This window comes from Methylobacterium aquaticum, from assembly GCF_001043915.1.
GTDB lineage: Bacteria > Pseudomonadota > Alphaproteobacteria > Rhizobiales > Beijerinckiaceae > Methylobacterium > Methylobacterium aquaticum.
Window position 1 is genome coordinate 1 of record NZ_LABX01000096.1, and the last position, 25,285, is coordinate 25,285.

26 protein-coding genes are annotated in these 25,285 nt (G+C 70.6%); 13 read left to right on the forward strand and 13 right to left on the reverse strand.

Annotated elements, in window-relative coordinates:
- Positions 1–116: 116 nt before the first annotated feature.
- Positions 117–431 carry a polyhydroxyalkanoic acid system family protein gene (locus VP06_RS13065; RefSeq protein ID WP_048464218.1) on the reverse strand — a complete coding sequence of 105 codons (315 nt, stop codon included), beginning with the start codon at positions 429–431 and terminating at the stop codon, positions 117–119.
- A gap of 164 nt (positions 432–595) precedes the next feature.
- On the opposite strand from VP06_RS13065, the gene VP06_RS13070 reads away from it, so the two are divergent.
- Positions 596–934 (forward strand): M10 family metallopeptidase C-terminal domain-containing protein, encoded by a 339-nt coding sequence (locus VP06_RS13070; protein WP_048464219.1) that lies wholly within the window; start codon positions 596–598, stop codon positions 932–934.
- 346 nt (positions 935–1,280) lie between these two features.
- Here the strand turns inward: VP06_RS13070 and VP06_RS13075 are convergent, their stop codons facing one another.
- From VP06_RS13075 to hemB, 4 genes are all read right to left on the reverse strand, one after another.
- Complete coding sequence (locus tag VP06_RS13075; protein WP_048464220.1) at positions 1,281–1,664, reverse strand: septal ring lytic transglycosylase RlpA family protein; 384 nt, start codon at positions 1,662–1,664, stop codon at positions 1,281–1,283.
- Between the two features lie 446 nt (positions 1,665–2,110).
- Positions 2,111–3,352 carry a threonine ammonia-lyase gene (locus VP06_RS13080; protein ID WP_048464221.1) on the reverse strand — a complete coding sequence of 414 codons (1,242 nt, stop codon included), beginning with the start codon at positions 3,350–3,352 and terminating at the stop codon, positions 2,111–2,113.
- A 48-nt stretch (positions 3,353–3,400) separates the two neighbouring features.
- Complete coding sequence (locus VP06_RS13085; RefSeq protein ID WP_048464222.1) at positions 3,401–3,784, reverse strand: hypothetical protein; 384 nt, start codon at positions 3,782–3,784, stop codon at positions 3,401–3,403.
- Positions 3,785–3,798: 14 nt separating this feature from the next.
- Positions 3,799–4,848, reverse strand: coding sequence for a porphobilinogen synthase (gene hemB, locus VP06_RS13090; RefSeq protein ID WP_048464223.1), 1,050 nt, complete (start codon positions 4,846–4,848; stop codon positions 3,799–3,801).
- A 219-nt stretch (positions 4,849–5,067) separates the two neighbouring features.
- Between hemB and VP06_RS13095 the strand changes: the two genes are divergently transcribed.
- From VP06_RS13095 to ldtR, 3 genes are all read left to right on the forward strand, one after another.
- The gene (locus VP06_RS13095; RefSeq protein ID WP_048464224.1) at positions 5,068–6,120 is read left to right on the forward strand and encodes an enoyl-CoA hydratase/isomerase family protein; all 1,053 of its coding nucleotides are present in this window, start codon (positions 5,068–5,070) and stop codon (positions 6,118–6,120) included.
- A gap of 2 nt (positions 6,121–6,122) precedes the next feature.
- On the forward strand, positions 6,123–6,584 hold the full coding sequence (locus tag VP06_RS13100) for a DUF6163 family protein (protein WP_048464225.1): 462 nt from the start codon (positions 6,123–6,125) through the stop codon (positions 6,582–6,584).
- A gap of 173 nt (positions 6,585–6,757) precedes the next feature.
- Positions 6,758–7,279, forward strand: a complete 522-nt coding sequence (gene ldtR, locus VP06_RS13105; RefSeq protein ID WP_048464226.1) for a transcriptional regulator LdtR — start codon at positions 6,758–6,760, stop codon at positions 7,277–7,279.
- 745 nt (positions 7,280–8,024) lie between these two features.
- On the opposite strand, the gene phoB is transcribed toward ldtR, so the two are convergent.
- The 6 genes from phoB to pstS all read right to left on the reverse strand — a co-directional run bounded on the left by phoB (position 8,025) and on the right by pstS (position 13,664).
- Positions 8,025–8,726, reverse strand: coding sequence for a phosphate regulon transcriptional regulator PhoB (gene phoB, locus VP06_RS13110; RefSeq protein ID WP_048464227.1), 702 nt, complete (start codon positions 8,724–8,726; stop codon positions 8,025–8,027).
- A 73-nt stretch (positions 8,727–8,799) separates the two neighbouring features.
- Positions 8,800–9,519 carry a phosphate signaling complex protein PhoU gene (gene phoU / locus VP06_RS13115; protein ID WP_048464228.1) on the reverse strand — a complete coding sequence of 240 codons (720 nt, stop codon included), beginning with the start codon at positions 9,517–9,519 and terminating at the stop codon, positions 8,800–8,802.
- 85 nt (positions 9,520–9,604) lie between these two features.
- A complete protein-coding gene (gene pstB / locus VP06_RS13120) occupies positions 9,605–10,417 on the reverse strand; it encodes a phosphate ABC transporter ATP-binding protein PstB (RefSeq protein ID WP_048464229.1) in 813 nt (270 codons plus the stop codon).
- A 27-nt stretch (positions 10,418–10,444) separates the two neighbouring features.
- Positions 10,445–11,362: a phosphate ABC transporter permease PstA gene (pstA, locus tag VP06_RS13125; protein WP_082167373.1), complete on the reverse strand. Its 918-nt coding sequence runs from the start codon at positions 11,360–11,362 to the stop codon at positions 10,445–10,447.
- A gap of 26 nt (positions 11,363–11,388) precedes the next feature.
- A complete protein-coding gene (gene pstC / locus VP06_RS13130; protein ID WP_048464230.1) occupies positions 11,389–12,363 on the reverse strand; it encodes a phosphate ABC transporter permease subunit PstC in 975 nt (324 codons plus the stop codon).
- Positions 12,364–12,626: 263 nt separating this feature from the next.
- Positions 12,627–13,664 carry a phosphate ABC transporter substrate-binding protein PstS gene (gene pstS, locus VP06_RS13135; protein ID WP_048464231.1) on the reverse strand — a complete coding sequence of 346 codons (1,038 nt, stop codon included), beginning with the start codon at positions 13,662–13,664 and terminating at the stop codon, positions 12,627–12,629.
- A 415-nt stretch (positions 13,665–14,079) separates the two neighbouring features.
- On the opposite strand from pstS, the gene VP06_RS13140 reads away from it, so the two are divergent.
- The 4 genes from VP06_RS13140 to VP06_RS13155 all read left to right on the forward strand — a co-directional run bounded on the left by VP06_RS13140 (position 14,080) and on the right by VP06_RS13155 (position 18,244).
- Entirely contained in the window at positions 14,080–14,277 is a 198-nt protein-coding gene (locus tag VP06_RS13140; RefSeq protein ID WP_156295578.1) for a hypothetical protein, read from the forward strand.
- A gap of 363 nt (positions 14,278–14,640) precedes the next feature.
- On the forward strand, positions 14,641–15,363 hold the full coding sequence (locus VP06_RS13145) for a sigma-70 family RNA polymerase sigma factor (protein WP_048464232.1): 723 nt from the start codon (positions 14,641–14,643) through the stop codon (positions 15,361–15,363).
- A gap of 593 nt (positions 15,364–15,956) precedes the next feature.
- Positions 15,957–16,946 (forward strand): DUF2865 domain-containing protein, encoded by a 990-nt coding sequence (locus VP06_RS13150; RefSeq protein WP_053081760.1) that lies wholly within the window; start codon positions 15,957–15,959, stop codon positions 16,944–16,946.
- 362 nt (positions 16,947–17,308) lie between these two features.
- The gene (locus VP06_RS13155) at positions 17,309–18,244 is read left to right on the forward strand and encodes an MBL fold metallo-hydrolase (protein ID WP_048464233.1); all 936 of its coding nucleotides are present in this window, start codon (positions 17,309–17,311) and stop codon (positions 18,242–18,244) included.
- Positions 18,245–18,554: 310 nt separating this feature from the next.
- Here VP06_RS13155 and VP06_RS13160 read toward each other — a convergent pair whose 3' ends face one another.
- Positions 18,555–19,334, reverse strand: coding sequence for a DUF1499 domain-containing protein (locus VP06_RS13160; protein ID WP_048464234.1), 780 nt, complete (start codon positions 19,332–19,334; stop codon positions 18,555–18,557).
- A gap of 257 nt (positions 19,335–19,591) precedes the next feature.
- Here VP06_RS13160 and hisC point away from each other — a divergent pair, with 257 nt between their 5' ends.
- From hisC to VP06_RS13175, 3 genes are all read left to right on the forward strand, one after another.
- Entirely contained in the window at positions 19,592–20,707 is a 1,116-nt protein-coding gene (hisC, locus tag VP06_RS13165) for a histidinol-phosphate transaminase (RefSeq protein ID WP_048464235.1), read from the forward strand.
- Positions 20,700–21,635: a prephenate/arogenate dehydrogenase family protein gene (locus VP06_RS13170; protein WP_048464236.1), complete on the forward strand. Its 936-nt coding sequence runs from the start codon at positions 20,700–20,702 to the stop codon at positions 21,633–21,635. Before hisC ends, VP06_RS13170 begins: the two co-directional genes overlap by 8 nt.
- A 108-nt stretch (positions 21,636–21,743) precedes the next feature.
- On the forward strand, positions 21,744–22,940 hold the full coding sequence (locus VP06_RS13175; RefSeq protein ID WP_197093198.1) for a patatin-like phospholipase family protein: 1,197 nt from the start codon (positions 21,744–21,746) through the stop codon (positions 22,938–22,940).
- A gap of 150 nt (positions 22,941–23,090) precedes the next feature.
- On the opposite strand, the gene VP06_RS13180 is transcribed toward VP06_RS13175, so the two are convergent.
- Positions 23,091–23,570, reverse strand: coding sequence for a cupin domain-containing protein (locus VP06_RS13180; protein ID WP_053081762.1), 480 nt, complete (start codon positions 23,568–23,570; stop codon positions 23,091–23,093).
- Between the two features lie 295 nt (positions 23,571–23,865).
- Here VP06_RS13180 and VP06_RS13185 point away from each other — a divergent pair, with 295 nt between their 5' ends.
- Entirely contained in the window at positions 23,866–24,471 is a 606-nt protein-coding gene (locus VP06_RS13185; protein WP_048464243.1) for an SCO family protein, read from the forward strand.
- A gap of 171 nt (positions 24,472–24,642) precedes the next feature.
- Positions 24,643–25,224, forward strand: a complete 582-nt coding sequence (locus tag VP06_RS13190; RefSeq protein ID WP_048464237.1) for a QcrA and Rieske domain-containing protein — start codon at positions 24,643–24,645, stop codon at positions 25,222–25,224.
- Positions 25,225–25,285: the final 61 nt, after the last annotated feature.

Genomic DNA, 25,285 nt, shown 5'->3' on the forward strand with positions numbered 1-25,285 from the left:
GTGGGGGGCACGGGATCGTAGGGCTGGTCGGGGATCGGGCCGGGATTCGACATCGGGCGCTCCTCTTTGCTGTCGAACCCAAACCGGGGCGCGCCGCCCCGGTTCCGCAGCGTCCCCTATTGCTTGGTCAAGAGCTTGGTCCCGTTCTGGCTGACGATCTGCTGGATCTTGTGGGCAAAGAGCGAGAGCAGAAGCGGCATGCGGACCTCGACCCGCACCGCGTCGTCCTCGACGTCGATGTCGCCGTCGACCCGCTGGTTCATGGCGGCCACCAGGAACGAGAGCCGGTCGCCGGTCCAGGTCGCATCGGCCATGCTGAGACCCGCCTTGTGCAACATCTCCTTGGCCTGGCCGATCCCGTTCTCGAGCCGGCGGCGGGCCTCGGCCCGGCCGAGCTGATGGGGAATCACGACAACCAGGGGCTTTGCCATCACATCACGCTCCGCTCGCACGACGAGGCTGATGTGGGGATGCGCGCCGCGACGACAACGCCGTCCCGTGAGATCGATCCGGTCCGGCCGCCGGGGCCGTCGCGCGGGGCTTGGCCCCGCCACGGGCCCGTAGCCCGTCAAAGTGGCGGGATCGGGCTTACCGCATGGGAGGCCGCGTCGGCGCCGACACGCTGACCGGAGGCGCCTGGGCCGACATCGTCGCGTTCGACGCGCTGCGCGACTCGCCCCTCGCGGCGCGGGACACGATCGTCGGTTTCGATCCGCTCGCCGACCGCCTCGACCTGCGCGGGGTCGACGCCAACCGCCTGGCGGGCGACCAAGCCTTCGTCGTCATGGGCAATCGGGTCTTCGACGGCCGGCCGGGCGAGTTGCGCAATGACGGCGGCGCGCTGAGGGGCAACGTGAACGGCGACAAGGCCACCGACTTCGCCGTCACCCTGCTCCACCGCCCGGCGCTCACCGCCCGCAGCATCTGGCTCTGACGGGGAGACCGACGACGGAGCGACCCACGACGGAGAGACCGATGACGGACTGGATCGATGTCTCCCGCTCGCCCGACGGCCCGTCGCTGACGCGGCCCGTCTCACGCCGTCGAGGTCGAGAACGGGCAGGGGCAGGTTCTGCTCACGCCCTGCGAGGCGACGTTGCAGGTGCCGTGGGACTGGCGGTCGGGGCCGATCCGGTTCCGGCTGGTGCCGGTGCCGCCCGCGAAGCTGTCCGACCCGCTGCCCTTCCCCGCGATGACGTTGGGGAAACGGTGACGAGGCGAGGCCGCTCGCGCGGGCGGCCGTGACCGGCCGGCCCCCGTCGATCGGCGCCGGGGCGCTCTCAGTCCACCACCGCGACGGCGACGCGGGCGACGCCGTTCATGCCGATCGCCCGGCCTGCGCCGCGGGCGAGATCGATGATCCGGCCATGGGCGAAGGGGCCGCGGTCGTTGATCCGCACCACCACCGAGCGGCCATTGGCCTGGTTGGTGACCCGCACGCGGGTGCCGAAGGGCAGGCTGCGATGCGCCGCGGTGAGGCCGTTGGGGTTGAAGCGCTCGCCGCTCGCGGTGCGGTGGCCCGACGCATACCAGGACGCCTTGCCGCTCTGGGCCTGTGCCGCCGACACCGCCGCGAGGCTCCCCAATCCCGCGAGGGTGACGCCCCCCGCAAGAGCCACGATCCGGACCGACTTCGACCGACGCACAGGCTGGGCGCTGTTCATTCCACTATCCTTGGTGGTTGCTGACGGCAGAGTCAATCGAGACCAAACAAGACGAAAATATGACTGCCCGATATGTGGCGAGAAGCGCCGCATTCTCGGCCAATGTCTTGCTTTTCGTTAAGATTTGATTGTTCAGGCTATGCGCCAGCGCGACAGTTTATACTATAGAATTTAAAATCTAATCTATGTCAGGTCGCAGGGTGTGATCGCGGTAACGAGATCGGCGGCGTTGGCGACCTCGGTCCCGGCATCGCGGCAGGCCTCGACCACCTGCTGGGCCTGCACGCCGACCCGGCGCCCGCGGACCAGGCGCGCCGTGGCGATCGCCTGCCTCGATCAGGGTGGCGAGCGGCTCTGTGATTCAGGCCCCAGCATGACGGCCCGGTCCGGTTCCTCCGCGGATGTCGCAAAACCGGCAGCCGGCGATGCGACATCCGCTTGGCTCGTCAGCCTGCCGCCGCCCCGTTCCCGTGCGGCCCGATCCGCCGCGGCTCCAGCCCCTCCCGGCTGAGCGTATCGAGGATCTCGGCGGTGTGGCCGGGGCCGCGGGTCTCGATGGTGACGTCGATCGAGACGCTTTTTGCCGGCACGTCGAGGTGCAGGCGGCCATGCGAGACCTCCAGGATGTTGGCCCCCAGCTCGCCGAGGCGCCCGGCGACCCGGCCGAGCACGCCGGGCCGGTCGCTCGCGGTCATCCGGAACGAGATGATGCGGTCCTCCCGCTCCAGCTCGCGCACCATCACCGAGGCGAGAAGCCGCGCATCGATGTTGCCGCCGCACAGGACCAGGCCGATGGTGCGGCCGGCAAACAGGTCGGGCCGGGCGAGCAAAGCCGCAAGGCCGGCAGCGCCCGCCCCCTCGGCGAGGCTGCGCTGGAGCGTGGCGTAATCGTGCACCGCCCGCTCGATCTGCGGCTCGTCGACGAGGACGATCTCGCGCACGAGATCGCGGATGATCGGCAGGGTCAGGCGGCCGACGGTCTTGACGGCAATGCCTTCGGCCAGCGTCGGCCCGCCGATCGGACGGTCCTGCCCGTCGATGGCATTGAGGAAGGACGGGTAGAGCGCGGCCTCGACGCCATACAGCGCCACCCGCGGCCGCAGGCTCGCCGCCATGGCGATGCCGCTCATCAGCCCGCCGCCGCCGATCGGCACCACCAGGCCGTCGAGATCGGGCGCGTCCTCCAGCATCTCCAGCGCGATGGTGCCCTGGCCGGCCATCACCAGGGGATCGTCGTAGGGGTGGACCAGCACGAAGCCGCGCGCCTCGACCAGCCGGTCGACGCAGGCGGCCGATTCCACCAGGGTCTCGCCCTCCAGCACCACGGTGGCGCCGTGGGCGCGGGTGTTCTCGACCTTCACCAGCGGGGTCGTCGCCGGCATCACGATGGTGGCCGGGATGCCCAGCCGCCGGGCATGGTAGGCCACGGCTTGCGCGTGGTTGCCGGCCGACATCGCCACCACACCGCGGCGGCGCTCGGAGGGGTTCAGCGCGCTCAGGCGGTTGACCGCTCCGCGCTCCTTGAAGGCGCCGGTCGCCTGCATGTTCTCGTGCTTGACGAGGACCCGCGCCCCGGTCAGCTCCGACAGGCGCGGTGCCGGCACCAGCGGCGTGCGCAGCACGTGGCCGCGAATGGTGTGGGCGGCCCGAACCACGTCGTCCGGGGTGATCGCGTAGGGCTGGCTCAAGCGGGGGCCTCCGGCACCGCGGCACTGTACGGCCTGCGTCGCCCTGCGTCAGCCCGCACCCGGCTCGGCCACGGCCGCATCCGGCGTGTCGAGATAATAGTGCTTGAGCAGGTAGAGCGCCGCGCCGCCGACCGGGCCGCGGTCGCTCGTGAGGCCCGAGAGGTCGGTGCGGTTGAGCCCCGAGAACTGGCAAACCGCATAGCGCGGCAGCGGGCTGCGGCCCTCGCGCTCCTGCGAGAAGTCGATGCGGATGCTGCGCTCCTGCGGCCCTGCCGCCTCGCGCAGGACCGTGACCCGGGCGCCCGACGGCACCAGGGTCGGCAGGGCGCGCCGGCAGATCCGGGCCTGCTCGGCATCCGGGCTGCCGGCGCAGGCCGTCACGCTGGCGAGCGCCGCGAGCGCGGCGAGCCTGCCCCTGAAACCCGGGCCCACCCTCGAGTCCGGGCTCACCCTTGGCGCAGCCGCTCGGCGACCCGCGGGGCGAAGTAGGTGAAGACGCCGTCGGCGCCGGCACGCTTGAAGGCGGCCAGGCTCTCCATCATGGCGCGCTCGCCGTCGAGCCAGCCATTCTGGGCAGCGGCCGCGATCATCGCGTATTCGCCCGAGACCTGGTAGGCGAAGGTCGGGACCGAGAAGCTCTCCTTGACCCGGCGGATCACGTCGAGATAGGGCATGCCGGGCTTGACCATCACCGAATCGGCCCCCTCGTCGAGGTCGAGGGCGACCTCGCGCAGGGCCTCGTCGGTGTTGCCGGCATCCATCTGGTAGGTGCGCTTGTCGCCCACCAGCGTGGCGTTGGTGCCGATCGCGTCGCGGAACGGGCCGTAGAAGGCGCTCGCATACTTCGCCGCATAGGTCATGATCTGCACGTCGCGGTGCCCAGCCCGGTCGAGCCCGGCCCGAATCGCGCCCACCCGGCCGTCCATCATGTCGGACGGGGCGATCACGTCGGTGCCGGCCTCGGCCTGGATCAGGCTCTGCTCGACGAGGAGCGCCACCGTCTCGTCGTTGACGATCACCCCGTCCTCCAGCAGGCCGTCATGGCCGTGGCTGGTATAGGGATCGAGGGCGACGTCGGTGATGACGCCGATCTCCGGCACCGCCTTCTTCACCGCCCGCACGGCACGGCAGACCAGATTGTTGCGGTTCAGCGCCTCCGAGCCGGTGGCGTCGCGCAGCGACGGCTCGACGAAGGGGAAGAACGAGAGCGCCGGGATGCGCAAGGCGGCGGCCCGCTCGGCCGCCCGCACCGCCTCGTCGACGGAGAGGCGCTCGACCCCCGGCATCGAGGCCACCGGCTCGCGCCGGTTCTCGCCCTCGATCAGGAAGATCGGCCAGATCAGGTCGTCGACGGTCAGCGTCGTCTCGCGCACCAGGCGGCGCGACCACTCGGCCTTGCGGTTGCGCCGCGGGCGCTGGGTCAGGGCGAGAGAGGCCGGCTCGGTCCGGGCGGCTTCCCGGGCGAGCGGCCGGGGCATCGGCTGGATCTGCGACATCCGGGGTCGGGCCTCCTGGCAGCCCGATCCGCGCCGGGCCGTCCTTCATGGAATTCGTTCAATCCGCAGGTAGCACAATCCGCCCCGCGCCAGAACCCGGGTGCAGGCGCATGGCTGGGCCGCAGGCGCTTGGCCGGGCCGCGAGGACGGGGCCAAACGCCCGCGCCGTTGACGAGGCGGGGCGCGGCCGGTTAACCGCCGTTAACGGGAGGCTGCATCATGAGCGACGCGGGCGTGACGGCGGACGACGCGGTTCTGTGCGAGCGGCGGGGCGAGGCCGGGCTCATCACCCTCAACCGACCAAAGGCGCTGAACGCCCTCACCCTCGCGATGGTGCGCGCGATGCGCCAGGCCCTCGACGCCTGGGCGACGGATCCGGCGGTGACCCGGGTGGTGGTGCAGGGCGCCGGCGAGCGCGCCTTCTGCGCCGGCGGCGACATCCGCCACATCCACCAGGAGGGCCGCGCGGGGCGGTACCCGGACGCCGAGACCTTCTTTCGCGAGGAATACGAACTCAACGCGCTGATCCAGCGCTATCCGAAGCCCTATGTCGCGCTGATCGACGGTATCGTGATGGGCGGCGGCGTCGGCGTGTCGCTGCACGGCTCGCACCGGGTCGCGGCCGAGCGCACGACCTTCGCGATGCCCGAGACCGGTATCGGCTTCTTCCCCGATGTCGGCGCCACCTATGCCCTGCCGCGGCTGCCGGACCACGCCGGCACCTATCTGGCGCTGACCGGCGAGCGGATCGGCCAGGGCGACGTTCTCGCCTTCGGGCTCGCCACCCATGCCGCCCCCGCCGCACGCTTTCCCGCGATCCGCGAGGCACTGAGCGAGGGCGCGCCGATCGAGGCGGCGATCGGCGCGCAGGAGGCGCCAGCCCCCGGCCCCCTCCATGCCGAACGGGCGCTGGTCGCCTCCTGCTTCTCCGCCGACAGCGTGCCCGCGGTGCTGGCGCGCCTCGACGCCGCCGGGTCCGACTTCGCCCGGAAGACCGCCGCGACGATCCGCACCCGCTCGCCGACCAGCCTCACGCTGGCGCTCGCCCAGATGCGTCGCGGCGCGTCCCTGTCCTTCCCCGAGGCGATGCGGCTCGAATACCGCATCCTGTGCCGGATCCTGCGCGGGCACGACTTCTACGAAGGCGTCCGCTCGGTGCTGATCGACCGCGACGGCAGGCCGGACTGGCAGCCCGCCACCCTGGACGCGGTGCGGCCGGAGGACATCGAGGCCCATTTGGCGCCGATGCCCGGCGAGCCGAGCTTCACCTGACCATGCGCTCTCTCAGCAAGGTCCGGGGCGGCCCCCGGCGGATGGGCCTCGACGAGACCGCCGACCGCATCGAGCGCCGGGCGCCGCGCCCCGAGACCCGCTGGGACGTGGTCCTGGTCTGGCTGATGCGGGTCGTCGCGGTGGTCTGGATGGTCAAGGGCCTGAGCGCCTGGGCCGAGATCCTGGGGGCCCGCCCCAACGCCGCGCCGTTCGAGACCGCACCGATCGGCCGGCAGGCGGTGATCGTCTATTTCGGCGTCATCAACCTGCTGGCGGCGGTGGGCCTGTGGCTCGCCACCGCCTGGGGCGGGGTGGTCTGGCTGCTCGCCGCCACCTCGGCGATCGTGCTCGCCCTGCTCACCCCGCAGCTCCTGCCGATGTCGATCCCGAGCGTCGCCTTCGACGCCATGATCATCGTGGTCTACTTCGTGGTCTCTTGGTTGGCCTCGCGCGAACTACGCTGATCGCCAACCTTTCTCGAAAGTGAATGATTGGGTTCATCTTCGGTTTACCGACAGAGGTAAATCGAGAATTTATCCTGTCGTTTAAACTCACATTCACGGGGCCCGCCTAATTTGAACCCATAAGCGGAGCGGGAGACACCGCCGAGCACCCCGGTACAGAGTGAGGCGTTCCGATGAAGACCCAGGCGACGAAGGTGGCGCAGACGATTTCCGCTCCCGAGACCGAGGCCGAGACGGTTGTCCGTCCCCACTACCTCGAGGCGCTCCACCTGGTCGAGCGGCTCCACCGCCGGCTCCTCGACGTGATCAAGGACGAGTTCGAGCGCCGCGGCCGCGAGGACGTCAACAGCGTCCAGGCCCTGCTGCTCTACAACATCGGCGACAAGGAGCTGACCGCGAGCGAGCTGCGCACCCGCGGCTACTATCTCGGCTCGAACGTCTCGTACAACGTCAAGAAGCTGGTCGAGACCGGCTACCTGCACCACGCCCGCTCCAAGACCGATCGCCGCTCGGTCCGGATCAGCCTGACCGAGAAGGGCCGCGAGGTGCACGAGATCGTCCGCGGGCTCTACGACAAGCACGCCAAGACCATCCAGCCGATCGGCGGCATCTCGGAGGACGATTTCGGCCGCCTCAACCAGGCCCTCGCCCGCCTCGAGCGCTTCTGGACCGACCAGATCCGCTACCGCCTCTGATCGGGCGTCCGCACGATGCGGTCGGAGACCCTACCGGCGAGCCCACGCGGTGGAGCCGGATCCGCGGACCAGGCGTCTGGCCGCTTTGCCGGGCGTGGCGGGCCGCGTCCGGACCCGGCGATCGGCCCGGAGCCTGCCCGAGCATGTTTTTCAACCCGAGACGCCGGAACGGCTACTCCCTCAACCCCGGGATGAGGCTGCCGGGATCATGGCGCGATCGGGATGGCGATCCGCGGTGACGAGGGCCGGCCGATCGAGGCGATCGAAGGGCGCCTGGACGAGAGGCGCCAGCAGGAGCTGACGACGATGCTCGCCCGCGAAGTCGGTTGATCGAAGCCAGAATGCCGCGGATCAAGCCAACGTCCCCCGGCAGAAGACTGCGATAGACGTCCCACGCTGTCAGCCGACGTGCGTTGGCAGGCCGACGCTTCGCCCGCTTAGGGTCTTGTTTGATCGCAGATTTTTGCCGCCGAACCGGTGACCGCTTCGGCGAAATCTGCTTAGCCCGAGATGCTGGGCACATCCGACCAACGGTCGTTGACACCGACCGCCGACGTCCCGCGAGTTCCTCGGGGATGCGAGCGTCGAGGCGTTGCGATGGCCTGGACAGACGACCCGTCCCGGTTCACTCGCGATCCGCGCGACCGAGGTCCCGGATCACGCACCGGCGGTGCCGCATCGTTCCGGGTCCGCGCCAATCCGTCATCATGCCGGCCCCTTCCCGCTCATCCGGAAGGCGGGACGCTCACGGCTCCGGCGCGAACATCTCGTCGAACGAGTAGCCGGAGCCCCGCACGGTGCGGATCGGGTCGGTGTCGCGACCGCGGTTGATCGCCTTGCGCAGACGGCCGATATGCACGTCGACGGTGCGCTCATCGATATAGACGTCGTGGCCCCAGACGCCGTCGAGAAGTTGCTCGCGGGAGAAGACCCGGCCGGGGCTCTGCATCAGGAATTCGAGCAGCTTGAACTCGGTCGGGCCGAGATGCAGCTCGCGGCCGTCGCGGCGGACGCGGTGGCTGACCCGGTCGAGTTCGATGTCGCCCGCGACCAACAGGTCGGCGACGTGGGCGGGCTTGGCGCGGCGCAGGAGCGCGCGGACCCGGGCCAGCAACTCCGGCACCGAGAACGGCTTGACGATGTAGTCGTCGGCGCCGGTGGCGAGCCCCCGGACCCGGTCGCCCTCCTCGCCCCGGGCGGTCAGCATGATGACCGGCAGCCGCTCGGTCTCGCGGCGGGCGCGGATGCGCCGGCACAATTCGATGCCGGACAGGCCGGGCATCATCCAGTCGAGGAGGACGAGGTCGGGCACCTGCTCGCGCAGGCGGATATCCGCCTCGTCGCCCCGGGCGACGGCATCGACCTCGAAGCCCTCGGCCTCGAGGTTGTAGCGCAGGAGGAGGGTGAGGGCCTCCTCGTCCTCGACGATCAGGATGCGGGTACTCATGCGGGGCACTTCGGGCGGCATCCGGCAGCGGAGAGGCCCGCCCGGGCGCGACCGCCCGGGCGGGCCGGCCCCGTCAGGCCTCCGGCTGGGGATCGAGGGTGGTGAAGCTCGAACGGTCGTTCTTCGGACGCTCGGTCGGCAGGGTCTCGCCGGTGGCGAGGTAGTGGATGGTCTCGGCGATGTTGGTGGTGTGGTCGCCGATGCGCTCGACGTTCTTGGCGCAGAACAGGAGATGCGTGCAGAACGTGATGTTGCGCGGATCCTCCATCATGTAGGTCAGGAGTTCGCGAAACAGCGAGGTGTAGAGCGCGTCGATACCGCCGTCCCGGGCCCAGACGTCGAGGGCCGCGACGGTGTCCTGTGTGGCGTAGGCGTCGAGCACGTCCTTGAGCTGGCCCTGGACCAGCTCGTTCATGTGCTCCACGCCGACGACGATCTTCTGGAGCTGGACCTGGTCGCTGATCGCGACGACGCGCTTGGCGACGTTCTTGGCGAGGTCGCCGATGCGCTCGAGGTCGCCCGAGACGCGGATCGCCGAGATCGTCTCGCGCAGGTCCACCGCCAGCGGCTGGCGCTTGGCGATCATCAGGATCGCCCTCTCCTCGATCTCGCGCTGCAACCCGTCGAGACGGTCGTCGACGGCGATCACCGTCTGGGCGAGGCCGGCATCGCGGCGCAAGAGCGCCTGGCCGGAATCGGCCACCATCTTCTCGGCAATGCCGCCCATCTCGGCGATGCTGCGCCGCAGGTTTTGCAGCTCTTGATCGTAGGAGGTGACGATGTGGCTCGACATGAGATGCGACTCCCGGCGATGAGCTGGAGCTTGAAGCGTTCACCGGCCCGGCGACGCGACGGGCCGGCGGATCGATGCTGGCGGATCAGCCGAACCGGCCGGTGATGTAGTCCTGGGTCTGGCGCTTCGACGGGTTCATGAACAGCCGGTTGGTCGGCCCGAACTCGATCAGCTCGCCAAGATACATGAAGGCGGTGAACTGCGAGATGCGCGCCGCCTGCTGCATGTTGTGGGTGACGATGGCGATGGTGAACTCGCCCCGCAGCTGCTCGATCAACTCCTCGATGCGGCCGGTCGAGATCGGGTCGAGGGCCGAGGTCGGCTCGTCGAACAGGATCACCTCCGGGCGCTGCGCCACCGTGCGGGCGATGCAGAGGCGCTGCTGCTGGCCGCCGGACAGGCCCATGCCCGACTGCTTGAGCTTGTCCTTCACCTCGTCCCACAGCGCGCCCTTGCGCAGGGCCTCCTCGACGCGGTTGTCGAGATCGGCCTTGCCGAGGCGCTCGTAGAGCCGGATGCCGAACGCGATGTTGTCGTAGATCGACATCGGGAACGGGGTCGGCTTCTGGAACACCATCCCGACCCGGGCGCGCAGCTCGTTGAGGTCGATCGAGGAATCCAGGATGTTGCGGCCGTCGAGCAGGATCTCGCCCTCGGCGCGCTGCTCCGGGTACAGGCTGTAGATCCGGTTGAAGGTGCGCAGCAACGTCGACTTGCCGCAGCCCGACGGTCCGATCAGGGCCGTGACCTGACGGTCGAGGAAGTTCAGGTTGATGTTCTTCAGGCCCTTGAAGTCGCCGTAGTAGAAGTTGAGGTCCTTCACGGCGAGGCGGATCGGGGCGGACTCGTCGGCCGTGCTCTGGCCCACGACCGGAACGGCGGTGGCGGTGGCGCTCATCGGGGTGTCTCCGGGCAAGATGGACGGTCAGCGCCCCTTCGGGCCGCTCAGGATGAAGCGGGCCACGATCGACAGGCCCAGGATGGTGACGGTGATGAGGAGCGCGCCGGCCCAGGCCAGCTGGCGCCAGTTCTCGTAAGGCGACAGCGCGAACTGGTAGATCATCACCGGCAGGTTGGCGACGCCGCCCATCAGGTTGGCGTTGAACCAGGAATTGTTGTTGAGCGCGGTGAAGAGCAGCGGCGCGGTCTCGCCGGCGATGCGGGCAAGCGCCAGCAATACGCCGGTGACGATGCCCGACTGGGCCGCCCGCCAGGTGACGTTGCGGATCACGATCGAGTAGGGCGCGCCGAGCGCGACGCCGGCCTCCCGCAGGGGACCGGGGACGAGGCGCAGCATGTCCTCGGTGGTCCGCACGATCACCGGGGTGGCGATGATGGCGAGCGCCACGCCGCCGGCCCAGCCCGAATAGCCGCCCATCGGCCGCACCATCAGGGTGTAGACGAACAGGCCGATCAGGATCGAGGGCGCCGAGAGCAGGATGTCGTTGAGGAAGCGGATCAGGTTGGCGAGGTGGGAGGTCCGGCCGTACTCGGCCAGGTAGGTGCCGGCGAGCACCCCGACCGGGGTCGCCACGACGATGCCGAGCACCGTCATCACCAGGCTGCCGAGGATCGCGTTGGCGATGCCGCCGCCCTCGGAGCCGGGGCCCGGGGTGACCTGGGTGAAGAGCGCCGGCGAGAAGCCGCGGATGCCCTCGATGATCAGCATGATCAGGATCGAGCCGAGCACGATGGCGCCGAGGGCGGTCGCCGCGGTGCAGCCGATGATCAGGATCTTGTCGGCCGAACGGCGGCCGGCGCGGACACGGCCCCAGGCCTGCGGCGCCGGGCGGGGAGAAGCGGTCTCGGCGGGGCCTGAGACCGCGGCGGGGGAGGCGTTCATCGAGAAACGTCCGTGCGGGAGCGGGGTCAGGCCACCTTCGCGCGGCGCACGAGCAGCCGGGCGATGATGAGCACGATGAAGGTGACGACGAAGAGGATGCAGCCGAGCGCCATCAGGGCGTTGAGCTGCATGCCGTCGGCTTCGTTGAACTCGTTGGCGATGCGCGAGGCGATGGTCGAGCCCGGATCGAAGATCGAGGCCGACAGGCGGTTGGCGTTGCCGATCACGAAGGTGACCGCCATCGTCTCGCCGAGCGCCCGGCCGAGGCCCAGCATGATCGCCCCGATGATCGAGACCGACGCCTGCGGGATCAGGACGTAGCGCACGACCTCCCAGGTGGTGCAGCCGATGCCGTAGGAGCTCTCGCGCAGCACGGTCGGGATCTGGTCGAGCATGTCGCGGGTGATCGAGGCCACGAAGGGCACGATCATGATGGCCAGGATGATGCCGGCGGTGAGCACGCCGACGCCGGACGGCACCTGGGCGTAGAACAGGGTGCCGACGATCGGCAGGCCCTCGACGACGTTCGAGACCGGGATCTGCACGAAGCGCGCGAAGAGCGGCGCGAAGATGAACAGGCCCCACATGCCGTAGATGATGCTCGGCACGGCGGCGAGCAGCTCGATCGTCATGGCGACCGGGCGGCGGGCCCAGCCAGGGCAGAGCTGGGTCAGGTAGATCGCGATGCCGAGCGAGATCGGCACGCCGATCACCAGGGCGAGCAGCGCCGAGACGAGCGTGCCGATGATGGCGACGAGGGCGCCATATTCCTCGCGGCCGACGTTCCAGGCGCTGGAGACCAGGAAGCCGGGGCCGAACGCCTGGAAGGCGGGCCAGCCGCCATAGGCGATCGAGGCCAGGATGCCGGCGAGCACCAGCAGCACCAGCAGGGCCGAGGCGAGCGCGGCGAAGCGGAAGATGCGATCGCCCAGCGGGCTGGGACCGCGGCGGGCGACTTCGGGCCTCGCCGCCAATGCGACGTTCTCAGACAACGCGACCATCCGGGGTTTCCTTGGAGTGAGCGGCCTCTAGCGCGCTCGGCGGATCGAGGCGAGTCGGACGCGATCCCGAGCGGCCTGGCGGGCCGTGGGATTTCGGCATCGCTCAAGCGCCGCGGGGGCTTGAGACGCCGGGCCGGCCGGACCGGTATCGGCAACCGGACGGCCGGCCTCTCGCGCCGGCGGAAGAGGGAGGGCGGGACCTCGCCCGTCCTCCCCAAGCGGTGTCGCCGATCGGCTCGGCGCCTCGACCCTGGCGGTCGGGATTACTGGGCCAGGACGGGCTTGCCGTCCTTGGCGATCGTCTTCCACTCGTCCTCGACCAGGGTGACGACCTTGTCGGGCAGCGGCACGTAGTCGAGGTCCGAGGCCATCTTGTCGCCGCTCTTGTAGGCCCAGCGGAAGAACTTCAGCACCTCGGCGGTGCGGGCCGCGTCGGCCGGGGTCTTGTGGACCAGGATGAAGGTCGCGGCGGTGATCGGCCACGCCTTGGCACCGGGCTGGTTGGTCAGCGAGATGCCGAAGCCCGGGGCGGCCTTCCAGTCGGCGCCGGCGGCGGCGGCCTGGAACGCCTCGTCGCCCGGCATCGGGAACTGGCCGTCCTTGTTCTGGATCAGGGCGACCGGCAGGTTGTTCTGCTTGGCGTAGGCGTACTCGACGTAGCCGATGGCGTTCGGGACCTGCTTGACTACGGCGGTGACGCCCTCGTTGCCCTTGCCGCCCTGGCCGGCCGGCCAGCTCACCGTGGTCGAGGCGCCGAGCTCGGACTTCCAGGCCGGCGACACGTCGGACAGGAAGGTGGTGAAGATGTTGGTGGTGCCCGAGGCGTCAGACCGGTAGACCGGGGTGATCGGGGCGTCGGGCAGCTTCACGCCCTGGTTCAGCTTGGCGAGCTTCGGGTCGGACCACTTCTTGATCTTGCCCTGGTAGATCTCGGCCAGGACCTCGCCGGTCAGCTTGACCTCGCCGGTCTTGATGCCGGCGATGTTCACCACCGGGACCACGCCGCCCATCACGGTCGGGAACTGGACCAGGCCGTCCTTGGCCAGGGCCTCGCCCTTCAGCGGCGCGTCGGTGGCGCCGAAATCGACGGTCTTGGCCTGGATCTGCTTGATGCCGCCGCCCGAGCCGATCGACTGGTAGTTCAGGCCGTTGCCGGTCTCCTTGCGGTAGGCCTCGGCCCACTTCGAATAGACCGGGAACGGGAAGGTGGCGCCAGCGCCGGTGATGTCGAGGGCGAGCGCCGAGGTGGCGATCTGGGCAGTCGCGAGCCCGATGGCGAGCGCGTAGGAGAAGGGTTTCACTGGTATCTCTCCGTGTTCGGATCGGTCCGGCAGGATGCGGAAGCGTTGGCGCTGACCCGTCTCCTGCACGCCGACGGCCGGTGAGGACTCGACCGGGTTCCCCGGACTGCGCCGGATTGTGTCCCGATGGTTTCCGGGGCACCCGCCGCGCCGCGAGGGATAAGACCGGTGCGACGCCGGCCCTATGACGATCCCATGACACTTGGATGACAAATGCCGGCCCGATGCGACGTTTCGGCCCTCTTGCGCGTTGGGACCGTGAGCCACCGCAGAACCTTGCGCCGCGCTCCAACCGACAGGACGAGCCGTTGTGCACAACCCTGATACGACGACAGCGCAGAACCGGAACGACGGAGACGGGATCGAGGGACGCCGGACGACCGGGCGCCCCGACGATCCGCGACGCCGGGAGCTGATGGCCCTTCACGCCGAGCGGGCGGAGCTGGAGCAGCGCCTCGCCAGGGCCGAGCAGGAACGCCTCTACCTCGCCGACCCCGCCGCCGTCGCGGCCGCGCGGGACGCGCAGACCGCCCTCCTGGCCCAGCTCGACCGTCTCATGACCCGCATCCGCGCGGCGGAGTACCGGAGCCAGCCCGGCGCCCGCACCTGGTAGGGCACGCCCTCGCGGGTCCGCTGCGACGCGGCAGGCCGGGACGAGGATCGCGGAACCTCGGCGGTACGAAGCCGTTGGCCCCTCGCGACCCGCGCCGTCGGCGCGGGCGCCGCCCGGCCCTGGCGGCCGGCGCTGTGACGGGAGCAACGGCGATGCGGTGCGACGAGGGGTGGAGCGGGAACGGGGTGCGGAACCGGATGCGGCGCTGCTGAGCCCTCCCGCCGCCCGCGGCGATGCGCGCGTGTCGACAGCCGCGCGGCGCGCCCCACTTCCCCCCTCAAGAAGCTCCGGCGGGGTATGTATGCGAGCGGCCCGTGGGAGTGCCGCCGCCCCGCCCGTCCCGCTTCAGAACGCGAGAGTCGCATGGCGTCCACCGACAATCCCATCCTCGGCCCCCAATCCAAGCCCGGCCTGCCCCCGACGGTCCAGGTCCATCTCGGCCGCCAATTGCGGGCGGCCTATGCCCCGCTCGAGACCGCCGCGACCCCGGAGATCTTCCTCGCGCTGATCGAGAAGCTCGAGGCCGCCCTCGCCGCGCAGGGCCGCGCCGTCGAGCCGGAATTCCGCGAGGGCATGCTGGCCGCCCTGTCGTCCCTGCGCGCCTTTGCGCTGTCGCTCACCAACAACGCCGCCCGGGCCGACGACCTCGTGCAGGACACGATCCTGCGCGCTTGGCAGAACCAGCACCGCTTCCAGCCCGGCACCAACCTGAACGCCTGGCTGTTCACCATCCTGCGCAACGCCTTCTACTCCGAGCAGCGCAAGCGGATGCGCGAGGTGCAGGACGAGGACGGCTCCTACGCGGCGCGCCTGTTCACCGCCCCCGACCAGGGCCACCGCCTGGACGTGCAGGACCTGCGCGCCGGCCTCGCCAAGCTGCCGCCGGATCAGCGCGAGGCGCTGATCCTGGTCGGCGCCGAGGGCCTCTCCTACGAGGAGGTGGCGGGCATCTGCGGCGTGGCGATCGGCACGATCAAGAGCCGGGTCAACCGCGCCCGCAACCGCCTGGCCGAGCTGCTCGGCTACGGCGACGACGACCTGACTGGCGACCGGATGATGCAATCGGCCATGGGCGAGGGCGTCTGAGGCGGGCCCTCCCCCTCCACCGCTCCACCGACAGCCTCGCACCTGACAGCGCCCGCGGCCGATCCCGCGGGCGCTTCGCGTTCGCGCCCCTGCTTTGTGCGCCTCCTCGGTGGCGGCAGTGGCTCGGCCGTTCCCCGAATCATACCAACGGCCCAAGATGCTGACGCATCGGGCCGTTGACCCATCTCGAATTTTCGATGTCAAGCCAGAGGCTTGGCGAAAATTCGAGAACAGAACCAAAGGTCGTTTTCAACGACCGTTGGTATCACTGCCCACCTTGCCGCCGAGCACCTTGCCGACGCCGGTGAGTCGGTCGGACTCCACAGCGCCTCTCCGTCCGAACACCGCCGCCGCGTCCTTCGTCGAGGCCCGGGTTCGCCGAGGCCCGGGCGAGCCGGACCGTCTCGTAATCGCCGCGCACCACCAGCGACACCGCCGCATCACCGGCCGGCCGGCGCCTGTCCAGGCCAAGCGGACGCCGAATCACCCCGCCGCCGGCCTCGCGCAACAAAACTGTTATCTCAGCGCTTCTCCGCAGTTGCATGAGTCCGGGGCGGACCGTTAATTGGCGTTAATCTTTGGTGAGGCATCCCGTGAACTTTCCTTCCGCCACGACCCCGCCCGGCGGCGCGCGGCCGCGCGCCCTCGTTCGCACGCTGGCCCTCGGCGCGATGCTGGGCATCGGGACCGTGGGTGCGGGCACCACCCTGGTGCACGCCGCGGACGATGCGGGCGTGCTCGATTTCCTGCTCGGCGACGTGCCGCGCAAGCTCGGCCTGCCGGCCCGGGCGTCGCGGCCGGAGGCGGGCGTGAACGAGCGGCGGACCCGCTGGTCGAGCCGGCCGGCCAAGCCGACCGCCGAGCGGCCGCGCTGGATCGAGCCGGCCTCGCGCCATCAGGCCGAGGCGGCAAGGTCCGGGTCCCAGCGCCCGGTCGCCGCCTCGGGCCGCCATGACGGGGCCGGCCTCGGTGCCCGCACGGTCTGCGTGCGGACCTGCGACGGCTACCTGTTCCCGCTGGCCAACTTCGAGGGGCGGACAGCGCCGCCGGCGCAGGAACTGGCCTGCGCAGCAGCCTGCCCGGGGGCGGAGACCGCCCTCTACACGGTGCGGGCCGGCGAGGATCTCGACCAGGCGGTGAGCCGGACCGGCAAGCCCTACCGCAGCCTCGCGGCCGCCTTCGCCTATCGCAGCCAGCGGGTGAAGAGCTGCTCGTGCAACCCGGGGGCGGGCGGCTACGCCCGTCTGCTCCTGACGGACGCGACCCTCCAGCCCGGCGACGCCGTGGCGGGCGCCACCGGGGCGCAGGTCTTCGCCGGCCGCGGCCGGAAAGGAGAGGCCCGCTTCGTCGATTTCCGCAATGCCACGATGCTGTCGGCCAATGACCGGCGCGAGCTTGACCGCACCCTCGACGTGAGCCGCCTGGAACGGGCGCGGGCCGAGTTCCACCGCGCGCTGACCACCCAGAGCGGGAGCGGCTTCGGCCGCCTGCGCTATGCCGCCGGGAGCGCGGGCTTCCCGGAGGTCGTCAGCGACGCGAGCGCCGCGCCGATCCGGATCGTGGTCCCCTCCCCGTTCCGCTGATCCGCCGGTCTTCCGGGGAGCTGCCGGCCTGCCCGAGCCTGTTGCGGGCCGGAGACAGGATCGGTCTTCCGCTGAAAGACCGTCTCGCGGCGCTTGCGATTCACAGGAGCCCGTGACGAAACTCGGCGCGCCGCGGCTGCCGCCCGGCTTCCTCCCGCATCGTCCTCTGCCATGGTCCCCGCGCTCGAGCATCGTCTGTCGTCGTTCCGCGAAGTCGCGGCCGTTTTCGTGAGTTCCGGCTTGTTCTTCGCAGGTCTGCTGTGCTGGGCGTGGATGGCGGGCTGAGCGAGACCCCGCCCCTCGACAGGGGAAGGCGCGCCGGCTAACCCCAACGGGTCGTCGATCCCGCGGGAGGCCATCCGATGAGCGAATCCGAGGCCGAATCCGAGGCCATTGAGGCGCCCGCCTTCCAGCGCGAGGCCCCGGCCAGCGGCCGGGTCGAGGCGGTGTCGCCGCTGATCCGGCGGCTGGTCTGCCCGAATGGCGGCCCCTTCACCCAGAGCGGCACCTGCACCTATCTCGTCGGGCATGGCCGCGTGGCGGTGATCGATCCCGGCCCGGACCACCCGGAGCACCGGGCGGCGCTGCTGGCGGCCCTCGGCGGCGAGACGGTCGAGGCGATCCTCGTCACCCACACCCATCGCGACCACTCGCCGGGCGCCCGCCCGCTGGCCGCCGCGACCGGAGCCCCGATCCTCGGCTGCGGCCCGCACCGGCCGGCCCGCGCCGTGCGCGGGGCCGAGCAGGGCCGGCTCGACGCGGCGGGCGACGCCGACCACCGGCCGGACCGCGAACTGAGCGACGGCGAGGGCGTGACCGGTCCGGGCTGGAGCCTGACGGCGCTCGCCACCCCCGGCCACACCATGAACCACCTCGCCTTCTCGCTGGCCGAGGAGGAGACCCTGTTCTCGGGCGACCACGTCATGGCCTGGTCGACCAGCATCGTGGCCCCGCCGGACGGATCGATGGGGGCCTACATGGCCTCCCTCGACAGGCTGCGCGGCCGGCCCGAGACGATCTACTGGCCCGGCCATGGCGGCCCGGTGCGCGAGCCGCAGCGCTTCGTGCGCGGGCTGCTGAGTCACCGCCGCGCCCGCGAGACCGGCATCGTCGAGCGGCTGAGTGCGGGCGAGCGCACCATCCCGGGCCTCGTCGCCGCGCTCTATTCCGGCCTCGACCCGAGGCTGCGGCCGGCCGCGGCGCTCTCGGTCTTCGCCCATCTGGAAGACCTGGTGGAGCGCGGGCGGGTGGTGACGGAGGGGCCGCCGGCGCTGGATTCGGAGTATCGGCCGGGTTGACTGCCGGCGCGACCCCTGTCCCGACAGGGACTCGGCCGCCCCCCTATACTCCCACATCATCCTGAGAGCCTGTTTGAGCGGATGTTCTACCAACGGTCGTTGAAAACGACCGTTGGTTCCGGTCTCGACTTTTGCCAAACCTTTGGTTTTATATCGAACATTCGAGATGGAGCAACGGCCGGATGCGTCAGCATCTTCGGCCGTTGGTATGACGGATAAGATCTGTCAGAAATCCATAGAGGAACCGACCCACACCCTCATTCTGAGGCGAGAGAGTGGGATCGCCCGTGGTCGGCGGAACAACGCCCGGCTACTTCACCGCCAGCGCCAGATTCCCGATCTCGTCCAGATAGGCCCGGATGTGATCGGCGTTCTGGCCGAAATCCCGGTCGCCGAAGCGGGTGGCGGAGCGCAGGTCGATGCGGGTGCCGTCGGCGCGCGGATGCAGCCGGACCGTGACGTCGTAGGGGAGCCCGAGCAGGCGCGAGCGCACCACCGCCTCGATCCGGCCGTTCCCGACCCGGCCGCCGGGCCTGTAGGATTCGATCACCTGCCACTTGCGGTTCTGCGCCGCCTTCAGGGCGAGGGCGAAGGCGTCGTCGGGGCCGAGATCGAGGGTGAGCGGCGCGATCTGCGGGTAGGCTTCGCGCTGGAGCGCGCGATCGGCGGGGCTCGCATCGGGCGGCATCCGCCAGCGCCGGGCCTCCCAGGCGGCGCGGGAGCGGGAGAAGACCGGCGGGGTCTCGACGTCGGTCGAGACGTCGGTGAGCGGCGGCAGCATCACGCCGCGCACCGCCATGTAGGCCGGATAGGCCAGCACCACGACCGCGAGAAGGAGGCCCCCCACCGCGACGCCGAGGCCGCGCGCGCCCTCGCGCCAGATCCGCACGAAGGCCGCAACGGCCAGCAGCACCGCCAGCAGCGCCAGCCCGACCCCGGAGCCGAGGGCCGCCAGGGCCGCCTCGGTCTCGGCCCGCGGGTCGCGCACGAGCAGCAGCGCGAGGCCGACCACCGCGAGGGAGAGCCAGGCGAGGCGCAACGCCCAGGGCGCCGCCCGGGTGACGGGTTCCTCGACGATCAGGCGGCGCATGAGGCGACGATCGAGGGCAGGCTGTGCGGGGGCTGGCGGCGCATGAAACCGGCGGGTCGCGGCCGCGCCGGGACGGGCGGCTCGTCCCCCGATGTACCGCTCCAGGCCCGCCCGCGCTACCGGGCGCCCGTCGCGGCGCACCGGCGAATCGCCGCCGTGCCGGGCGCAGGGCTCCCGCGCGATCGACGCCGTTTCCCAAAGCCTGCGACTTGCTCTAGACGGCGTGACGTTGTTCGACGCCGCTCCAAGGTTCGCTCATGTCCGCCGCTGCCCTTCGCCCCGTCCCGCGTCCCGGTGTCCTCGCGATCGAGGCCTATGTGCCGGGCAAGAGCGCGGCACCGGCTGGCGTGAGGCTGCACAAGCTGTCCTCGAACGAGACGCCGATGGGCCCGAGCCCGGCCGCCATCGCGGCGATGCAGGAGACGGCGGCGCATCTGGAACTCTACCCGGACGGCAGTTCGGCGAAGCTCCGGCAGGCCATCGCGCAGAAATACGGCCTCGACCCCGAGCGCATCGTCTGCGGCGCCGGCTCGGACGAGCTGCTCTCGCTCCTGACCTACGCCTATATGGGCCCGGGCGACGAGGGGCTGTACTCGCAATACGGCTTCCTGGTCTATCGCATCGCCATCCTGGCGGCGGGCGGCACGCCGGTGGTGGCGCCGGAGCGCGACCACACCACCGATGTCGACGCGCTGCTGGCGGCGGTGACGGACAAGACCCGCATCGTCTACCTCGCCAATCCCAACAACCCGACCGGCACCTACCTGCCCTTCGACGAGGTGCGGCGCCTTCATGCCGGCCTGCCGAAGACCACGCTGCTGGTCCTCGATGCGGCCTATGCCGAGTATGTGCGGCGCAACGACTACGCGGCCGGCCTCGAACTGGTGGCCGAGTCCGAGAACGTGGTGATGACCCGCACCTTCTCGAAGGTGTACGGCCTCGCCGCGCTCCGCATCGGCTGGATGGTGGCGCCCGCCGCGATCGCCGACGCGGTCAACCGCATCCGCGGCCCGTTCAACCTCGGGGCCGCCGCCATCGCGGCCGGCGCCGCCGCGATGGCGGATGACGGCCACATCGCCAAGGCGGTGGCCCATAACGACGCATGGCTGCCCAAGGTGACCGTGGCTCTCGAAGGGCTCGGCCTCGCGGTGACGCCGAGCGTCGGCAACTTCGTGCTGATCCACTTCCCCGAGGAAGCCGGCCGCACCGCCGCGGAGGCCGATGCCTATCTCACCGCCCGCGGGCTGATCCTGCGCCGGGTCGGCGCCTACGGCCTGCCCAATGCGCTGCGCATGACGATCGGCACCCAAGAGGCCAACGAGGCCGTGGTGGCGGCGTTGACCGAGTTCGTGAAGGGGCCTTCGCGTGGCTGAGGCTCCGTTCCGGCGCCTCGCCCTCGTCGGCCTCGGGCTGATCGGCTCCTCGATCGCCCGCGGCGCCCGGTCCGCCGGGCTCGCGCGGGAGATCGTCGCGGTCGATCGCGACCCGGGCGTGATCGAGCGCGTGCGGGCCCTCGCCCTCGCCGACGAGGCGACGACCGATCTGGCGGCGGGCGTCGCGGGGGCGGATCTCGTGATCCTGTGCGTGCCCGTCGGCGCCATCGGGGCGGTGGCGGGTGAGATCGCCGGGTCGCTGGCACCCGGCGCGATCCTGTCCGATGTCGGCTCGGTCAAGGCTGCGGTGGTGGCGGCGGCCGAGCCGCACCTGCCGGCCGGCGTCAGCTTCGTGCCCGCCCATCCGGTGGCCGGCACCGAGCATTCGGGGCCGGATGCGGGCTTTGCCAGCCTGTTCCACGGCCGCTGGTGCATCCTCACCCCACCGGAGGGCACCGACCCGGCGGCGGTCGCGCGGGTGCGGGCCTTCTGGGAGGGCCTCGGCTCCGTCGTCGAGACGATGACGCCGGCCCACCATGATCTCGTGCTGGCGATCACCAGCCACGTGCCGCACCTCATCGCCTACAACATCGTCGGCACCGCCGCCGACCTCGAAACCGTGACCCAGTCCGAGGTGATCAAGTTCTCGGCCGGCGGGTTTCGGGATTTCACCCGCATCGCCGCCTCCGACCCGACGATGTGGCGCGACATCTTCCTCACCAACAAGGAGGCGGTGCTGGAGATGCTGGGCCGCTTCAACGAGGATCTGGCGGCCCTCGCCCGCGCCATCCGCTGGGACGACGGCGAGGCCCTGCACGCGCTGTTCACCCGCACCCGGGCGATCCGCCGCGGCATCGTCGCCATGGGCCAGGAAACCGCCGAGCCGGATTTCGGTCGCCGCGCCGGCGGGCCCAAAGCCGCCGAATGAGATCCGCGCGGAACCGTTCGGCGTCTCAAGCTTTGCCATAAGCGTTGCCGTTTCGTCGTGTTCGTCGGATACTCTCCGGCGAGGTGGCGTGGTGAAACTCGTGGTGCGATGATCGTGTCCCATCGATCGACCTGGATCCGCGGCCTCGCCGTGGCCCTCATCGGCGCGCAAGCCGCCGCCTGCGCATCGATGCCGCGCGCGCCCTACACGGCAGCGGAGGCCGCCTCCGCCACGGTGCCGGGCCAGGGGCCCGCCATCCGCTTCTGGGCCGACGGCTCGGCCCGCAGCTTCGCGGCGGTGGCCGACCAGGTGAAGGCGTCGCGCGAGCCGTTCAGCTACCTCGCCCTCTCGGGCGGCGGCGGCGACGGGGCCTACGGCGCCGGGGTGCTCAACGGCTGGAGCGAGACCGGCCGGCGGCCCACCTTCACCATGGTCTCGGGCGTCTCGACCGGCGCGCTGATCGCGCCCTTCGCCTTCCTGGGCCCCGCCTATGACGGGTATCTGCGCCAGATCTACACCAGCGGCGAGGCCGCGACCCTGGTCCGCTCGCCCAACCCGCTCAACGTGCTGATCGGCGACGGTCTGTTCGGCGATGCGCGCCTGCGCGACCTCGTCGGGCGCTACGTCACGCCGGAGCTGCTCGCGGCGGTGGCCGAGGAGCACCGCAAGGGCCGGCGGCTCCTCGTCGTCACCACCAACCTCGATTCGCAGCGCGCCGTGATCTGGGACATGGGCGCCATCGCGGCGAGCGGCCAGCCCAACGCCCGCGAACTGTTTCGCGACGTGCTGACCGCCTCGGCCAGCGTGCCTGCGGTCTTCCCGCCGATGCTGATCGACGCCCAGGCCGGCAACCACGCCTTCCAGGAGATGCATGTCGACGGCTCGGTGGTGACCCCGGTCTTCACCCTGCCGGAGGCGTTCCTGACCCAGGACGGGCGCATCGCCGCGAGCCGCGGCAAGCCCAACATCTACGTGGTCATCAACGGCCGCATCGAGCCGAGCTTCGACGTGGTGCCGAACGGCACCCTGCCGATCGCGGTCCGCTCGCTCTCGACCGTCGGGCGCTCCCGCGCTCGGGCGACGCTCGCCAGCACCCAGGCTTTCGCCCGCCGCAACGGCATGGGCTTCAACCTGACCTATATCGACCGGCGCATCCCCGAAGTCCCGGCCTCGCAGGGGTTCGACACCGCCTATATGCGCCACCTCTACGACGACGGCTACCGCAAGGGCCGCAGCGGCACCGTCTGGGAGACGACCCTGCCGCGCGAGGGCGAGCCGGCCGTGGACACGCTGGCCTCACGCTGACCCGCGCCGCGAGGGAACCGCCACTGCGTCGGGCATCGGGCTCGCCAGCGCCGAAACGACGCGGACGGTCGGCCGCCGCGTCGTGCTGGTCGATCGGGGCCGCTCAGGAGCTTGGATAGACCAGTCCGTGACGTCCGGACCGACCTCCGCCTACTCCCCCGAGCCGTACCAGGTGAAGTGCTTCTTGATCGGCTCGATCACGTCCCAGGTGCCGGAGAAGCCCTTGGGCGTCACGAAGGCGTCGCCGGCCCGGTAGGTCTTCGCGGTGCCCTCGGCATCGGTGACGATCACCACGCCCTCCAGGATCTGGATGAACTCGGCCCGGCCGAAATCGATGCGGAACTTGCCGACCTCGCAGGTCCAGATGCCGGCGGCGAAGAGATTGTCCGGGCTGGTATAGATGTAGGTCGCGGTCTGGACCGGATTGCCCGACAGGATGTGCGAGCGCGGCCACGCATAGGGCTCGGCCGGGGGCTGCACCGCCGGGAAGTCGACAGTGGTCTGAAGCGGTCCGTCGAGGAGTGGAGGCGCGGAACGCTGAAGAAACGGCACCAAGCGCAACCCGGGCATGGCGCCCATATAGGCCAGGATCGGCCCGGACGACATGATGAGCTGCTTGATGATAGCCATGCAATCCTCCTACGGCGAGCGGCGCCGACCGTCACGATCTGTTCGCTGACCGGGCCATTTCGACCAACCCCCGTTAACGGAGGGCTGCGGCGAAGGCGCGAATAGGCCGGAATGCGGCAGCGCCTGCCCGGAAAGGTTAGCGAAGCCTCTCCGGGACACGGCGGCAGCGACGACGCTGAGCGGCAGGACGCTTCCTCGTCGATCAAAAGCCTGAGAGATCTGGGGATCATCGTCGCAGGCCGGTGGCCCTCCACGGCATGCGGGCTTACATCACGCTGCGGCGTGAGGTTTTATGATGACTCCGGTCTCGTCTCGGGTGCGGCGGCTCGGCCGGGGACTGACCGTGGCGATCCTGCTGTGCGGCGGTTCGGCCGTTGGCTCCCCCGGGGGATCTCCCGCTTTCGCCTGGTCCGCCGGGCATGGCCTCGTCGACCAGACCGGGAGGGCCGTGGACGAGGCCCGTTTCGCGGGCCGGCTGCGTCTGGTCTATTTCGGTTACACGCGCTGTCCCGACCTGTGCCCGACCACCCTGATGACGGTGACCCAGGCCCTCGACACCTTGCCGCCGGTCCTTCTCGCCCGGCTGGTACCGGTTTTGGTCGCTGCCGATCCGGAGCGCGACGGCCCGGCCGTGCTGGCGGCCTATCTCGACACGTTCCACCCCACCATCGTGGCGGTGACCGGCCCGGTCGCCGTGATCGACAGCCTCGCCGCAGCCTATGCGGCGCCGATCCGGCGCCACGACGGCATCGTCGATCATCCGGCCGATCTGTTCCTCCTCGGCCCGTCAGGGGGCCTGATGACGCGGATCCCGGCCACGATCACGCCGGATGCGCTGGCCGAGACCCTGCGCTCCGCGCTGTCCCGCCAGGATCTGGCCCATCACGATCTCGCCCGGTAAGCCTCAGGCGCTGCACTCTTACCGCACCGCACAGATTGTCTTTGCGTTGCACCAAGCACACGAAACATCAGAAGCCCGTGAATCGACGCAAAGCGGGTTGACGCGACCGCCGTCTCGGCTACTCATATAGAAAATCATAAGAACATAAGAACGAGTCCACCGGGAGGAACGATGGATCGCGGAGAACGGCGCGCGCAGAGCGTTGAGCATGCGCTCGACCGGCGCAGCGTGGTGCTGGGAGCCGTCGCCTGCTGTGCAGCCGGGGGCGCTGCCTGGGCGGGGCCGGAGGATGCGTTGCCGCAGAAGGGCGACCGGCTGGTGCTCGGCGACGGGGCGAAGGCGGGCGAGCCCGTCACCCTCGACGGCCTGCCGGTCGGCGGCGCTCTCGTCGAGGCGGTCGCGGTCGATCCGCAGGGGGTCAAGCGCGAGGGGTCGCGCTTCGCCAAGATCATCCTGGTGCGGGTCGCCCCCGATCAGGTCGCCGAGGACCAGCGGGCCCACGCGGTCGACGGAGTCGTGGCGCTCTCCGCCATCTGCACCCATCAGGGCTGCACCATCTCCGGCTGGAGCCACGAGACGAAGCGCCTGAGCTGCTTCTGCCACCATTCCGAGTTCCTGCCCGCCGAGGGCGGCCGGGTGGCCAAGGGGCCGGCGCGCAAGCGCCTGCCGGTGCTGCCGCTCGCCAGGGGCGAGGGCGGCACGCTGATGGTGGCCGGCAGCTTCACGGCCAAGCCGGGGCCGGGCCCCGCCTGAGCGGGACGAGGCGATGCCCGTGCGCCGCCTCGCGACGAGAACGGCAGCGCTGTCGCGCTGA

Excerpts from the sequence above, each read along its gene's own strand:
- VP06_RS13065 (WP_048464218.1), bottom strand. The coding sequence starts at position 431 with ATGGCAAAGCCCCTGGTTGTCGTGATTCCCCATCAGCTCGGCCGGGCC.
- VP06_RS13070 (WP_048464219.1), top strand. The coding sequence starts at position 596 with ATGGGAGGCCGCGTCGGCGCCGACACGCTGACCGGAGGCGCCTGGGCC.
- VP06_RS13075 (WP_048464220.1), bottom strand. The coding sequence starts at position 1,664 with ATGAACAGCGCCCAGCCTGTGCGTCGGTCGAAGTCGGTCCGGATCGTG.
- hemB (WP_048464223.1), bottom strand. The coding sequence starts at position 4,848 with ATGTCGCAGATCCAGCCGATGCCCCGGCCGCTCGCCCGGGAAGCCGCC.
- VP06_RS13095 (WP_048464224.1), top strand. The coding sequence starts at position 5,068 with ATGAGCGACGCGGGCGTGACGGCGGACGACGCGGTTCTGTGCGAGCGG.
- VP06_RS13100 (WP_048464225.1), top strand. The coding sequence starts at position 6,123 with ATGCGCTCTCTCAGCAAGGTCCGGGGCGGCCCCCGGCGGATGGGCCTC.
- ldtR (WP_048464226.1), top strand. The coding sequence starts at position 6,758 with ATGAAGACCCAGGCGACGAAGGTGGCGCAGACGATTTCCGCTCCCGAG.
- phoB (WP_048464227.1), bottom strand. The coding sequence starts at position 8,726 with ATGAGTACCCGCATCCTGATCGTCGAGGACGAGGAGGCCCTCACCCTC.
- phoU (WP_048464228.1), bottom strand. The coding sequence starts at position 9,519 with ATGTCGAGCCACATCGTCACCTCCTACGATCAAGAGCTGCAAAACCTG.
- pstB (WP_048464229.1), bottom strand. The coding sequence starts at position 10,417 with ATGAGCGCCACCGCCACCGCCGTTCCGGTCGTGGGCCAGAGCACGGCC.
- pstA (WP_082167373.1), bottom strand. The coding sequence starts at position 11,362 with ATGAACGCCTCCCCCGCCGCGGTCTCAGGCCCCGCCGAGACCGCTTCT.
- pstC (WP_048464230.1), bottom strand. The coding sequence starts at position 12,363 with ATGGTCGCGTTGTCTGAGAACGTCGCATTGGCGGCGAGGCCCGAAGTC.
- VP06_RS13140 (WP_156295578.1), top strand. The coding sequence starts at position 14,080 with ATGGCCCTTCACGCCGAGCGGGCGGAGCTGGAGCAGCGCCTCGCCAGG.
- VP06_RS13145 (WP_048464232.1), top strand. The coding sequence starts at position 14,641 with ATGGCGTCCACCGACAATCCCATCCTCGGCCCCCAATCCAAGCCCGGC.
- VP06_RS13155 (WP_048464233.1), top strand. The coding sequence starts at position 17,309 with ATGAGCGAATCCGAGGCCGAATCCGAGGCCATTGAGGCGCCCGCCTTC.
- VP06_RS13160 (WP_048464234.1), bottom strand. The coding sequence starts at position 19,334 with ATGCGCCGCCTGATCGTCGAGGAACCCGTCACCCGGGCGGCGCCCTGG.
- hisC (WP_048464235.1), top strand. The coding sequence starts at position 19,592 with ATGTCCGCCGCTGCCCTTCGCCCCGTCCCGCGTCCCGGTGTCCTCGCG.
- VP06_RS13175 (WP_197093198.1), top strand. The coding sequence starts at position 21,744 with ATGATCGTGTCCCATCGATCGACCTGGATCCGCGGCCTCGCCGTGGCC.
- VP06_RS13180 (WP_053081762.1), bottom strand. The coding sequence starts at position 23,570 with ATGGCTATCATCAAGCAGCTCATCATGTCGTCCGGGCCGATCCTGGCC.
- VP06_RS13185 (WP_048464243.1), top strand. The coding sequence starts at position 23,866 with ATGACTCCGGTCTCGTCTCGGGTGCGGCGGCTCGGCCGGGGACTGACC.
- VP06_RS13190 (WP_048464237.1), top strand. The coding sequence starts at position 24,643 with ATGGATCGCGGAGAACGGCGCGCGCAGAGCGTTGAGCATGCGCTCGAC.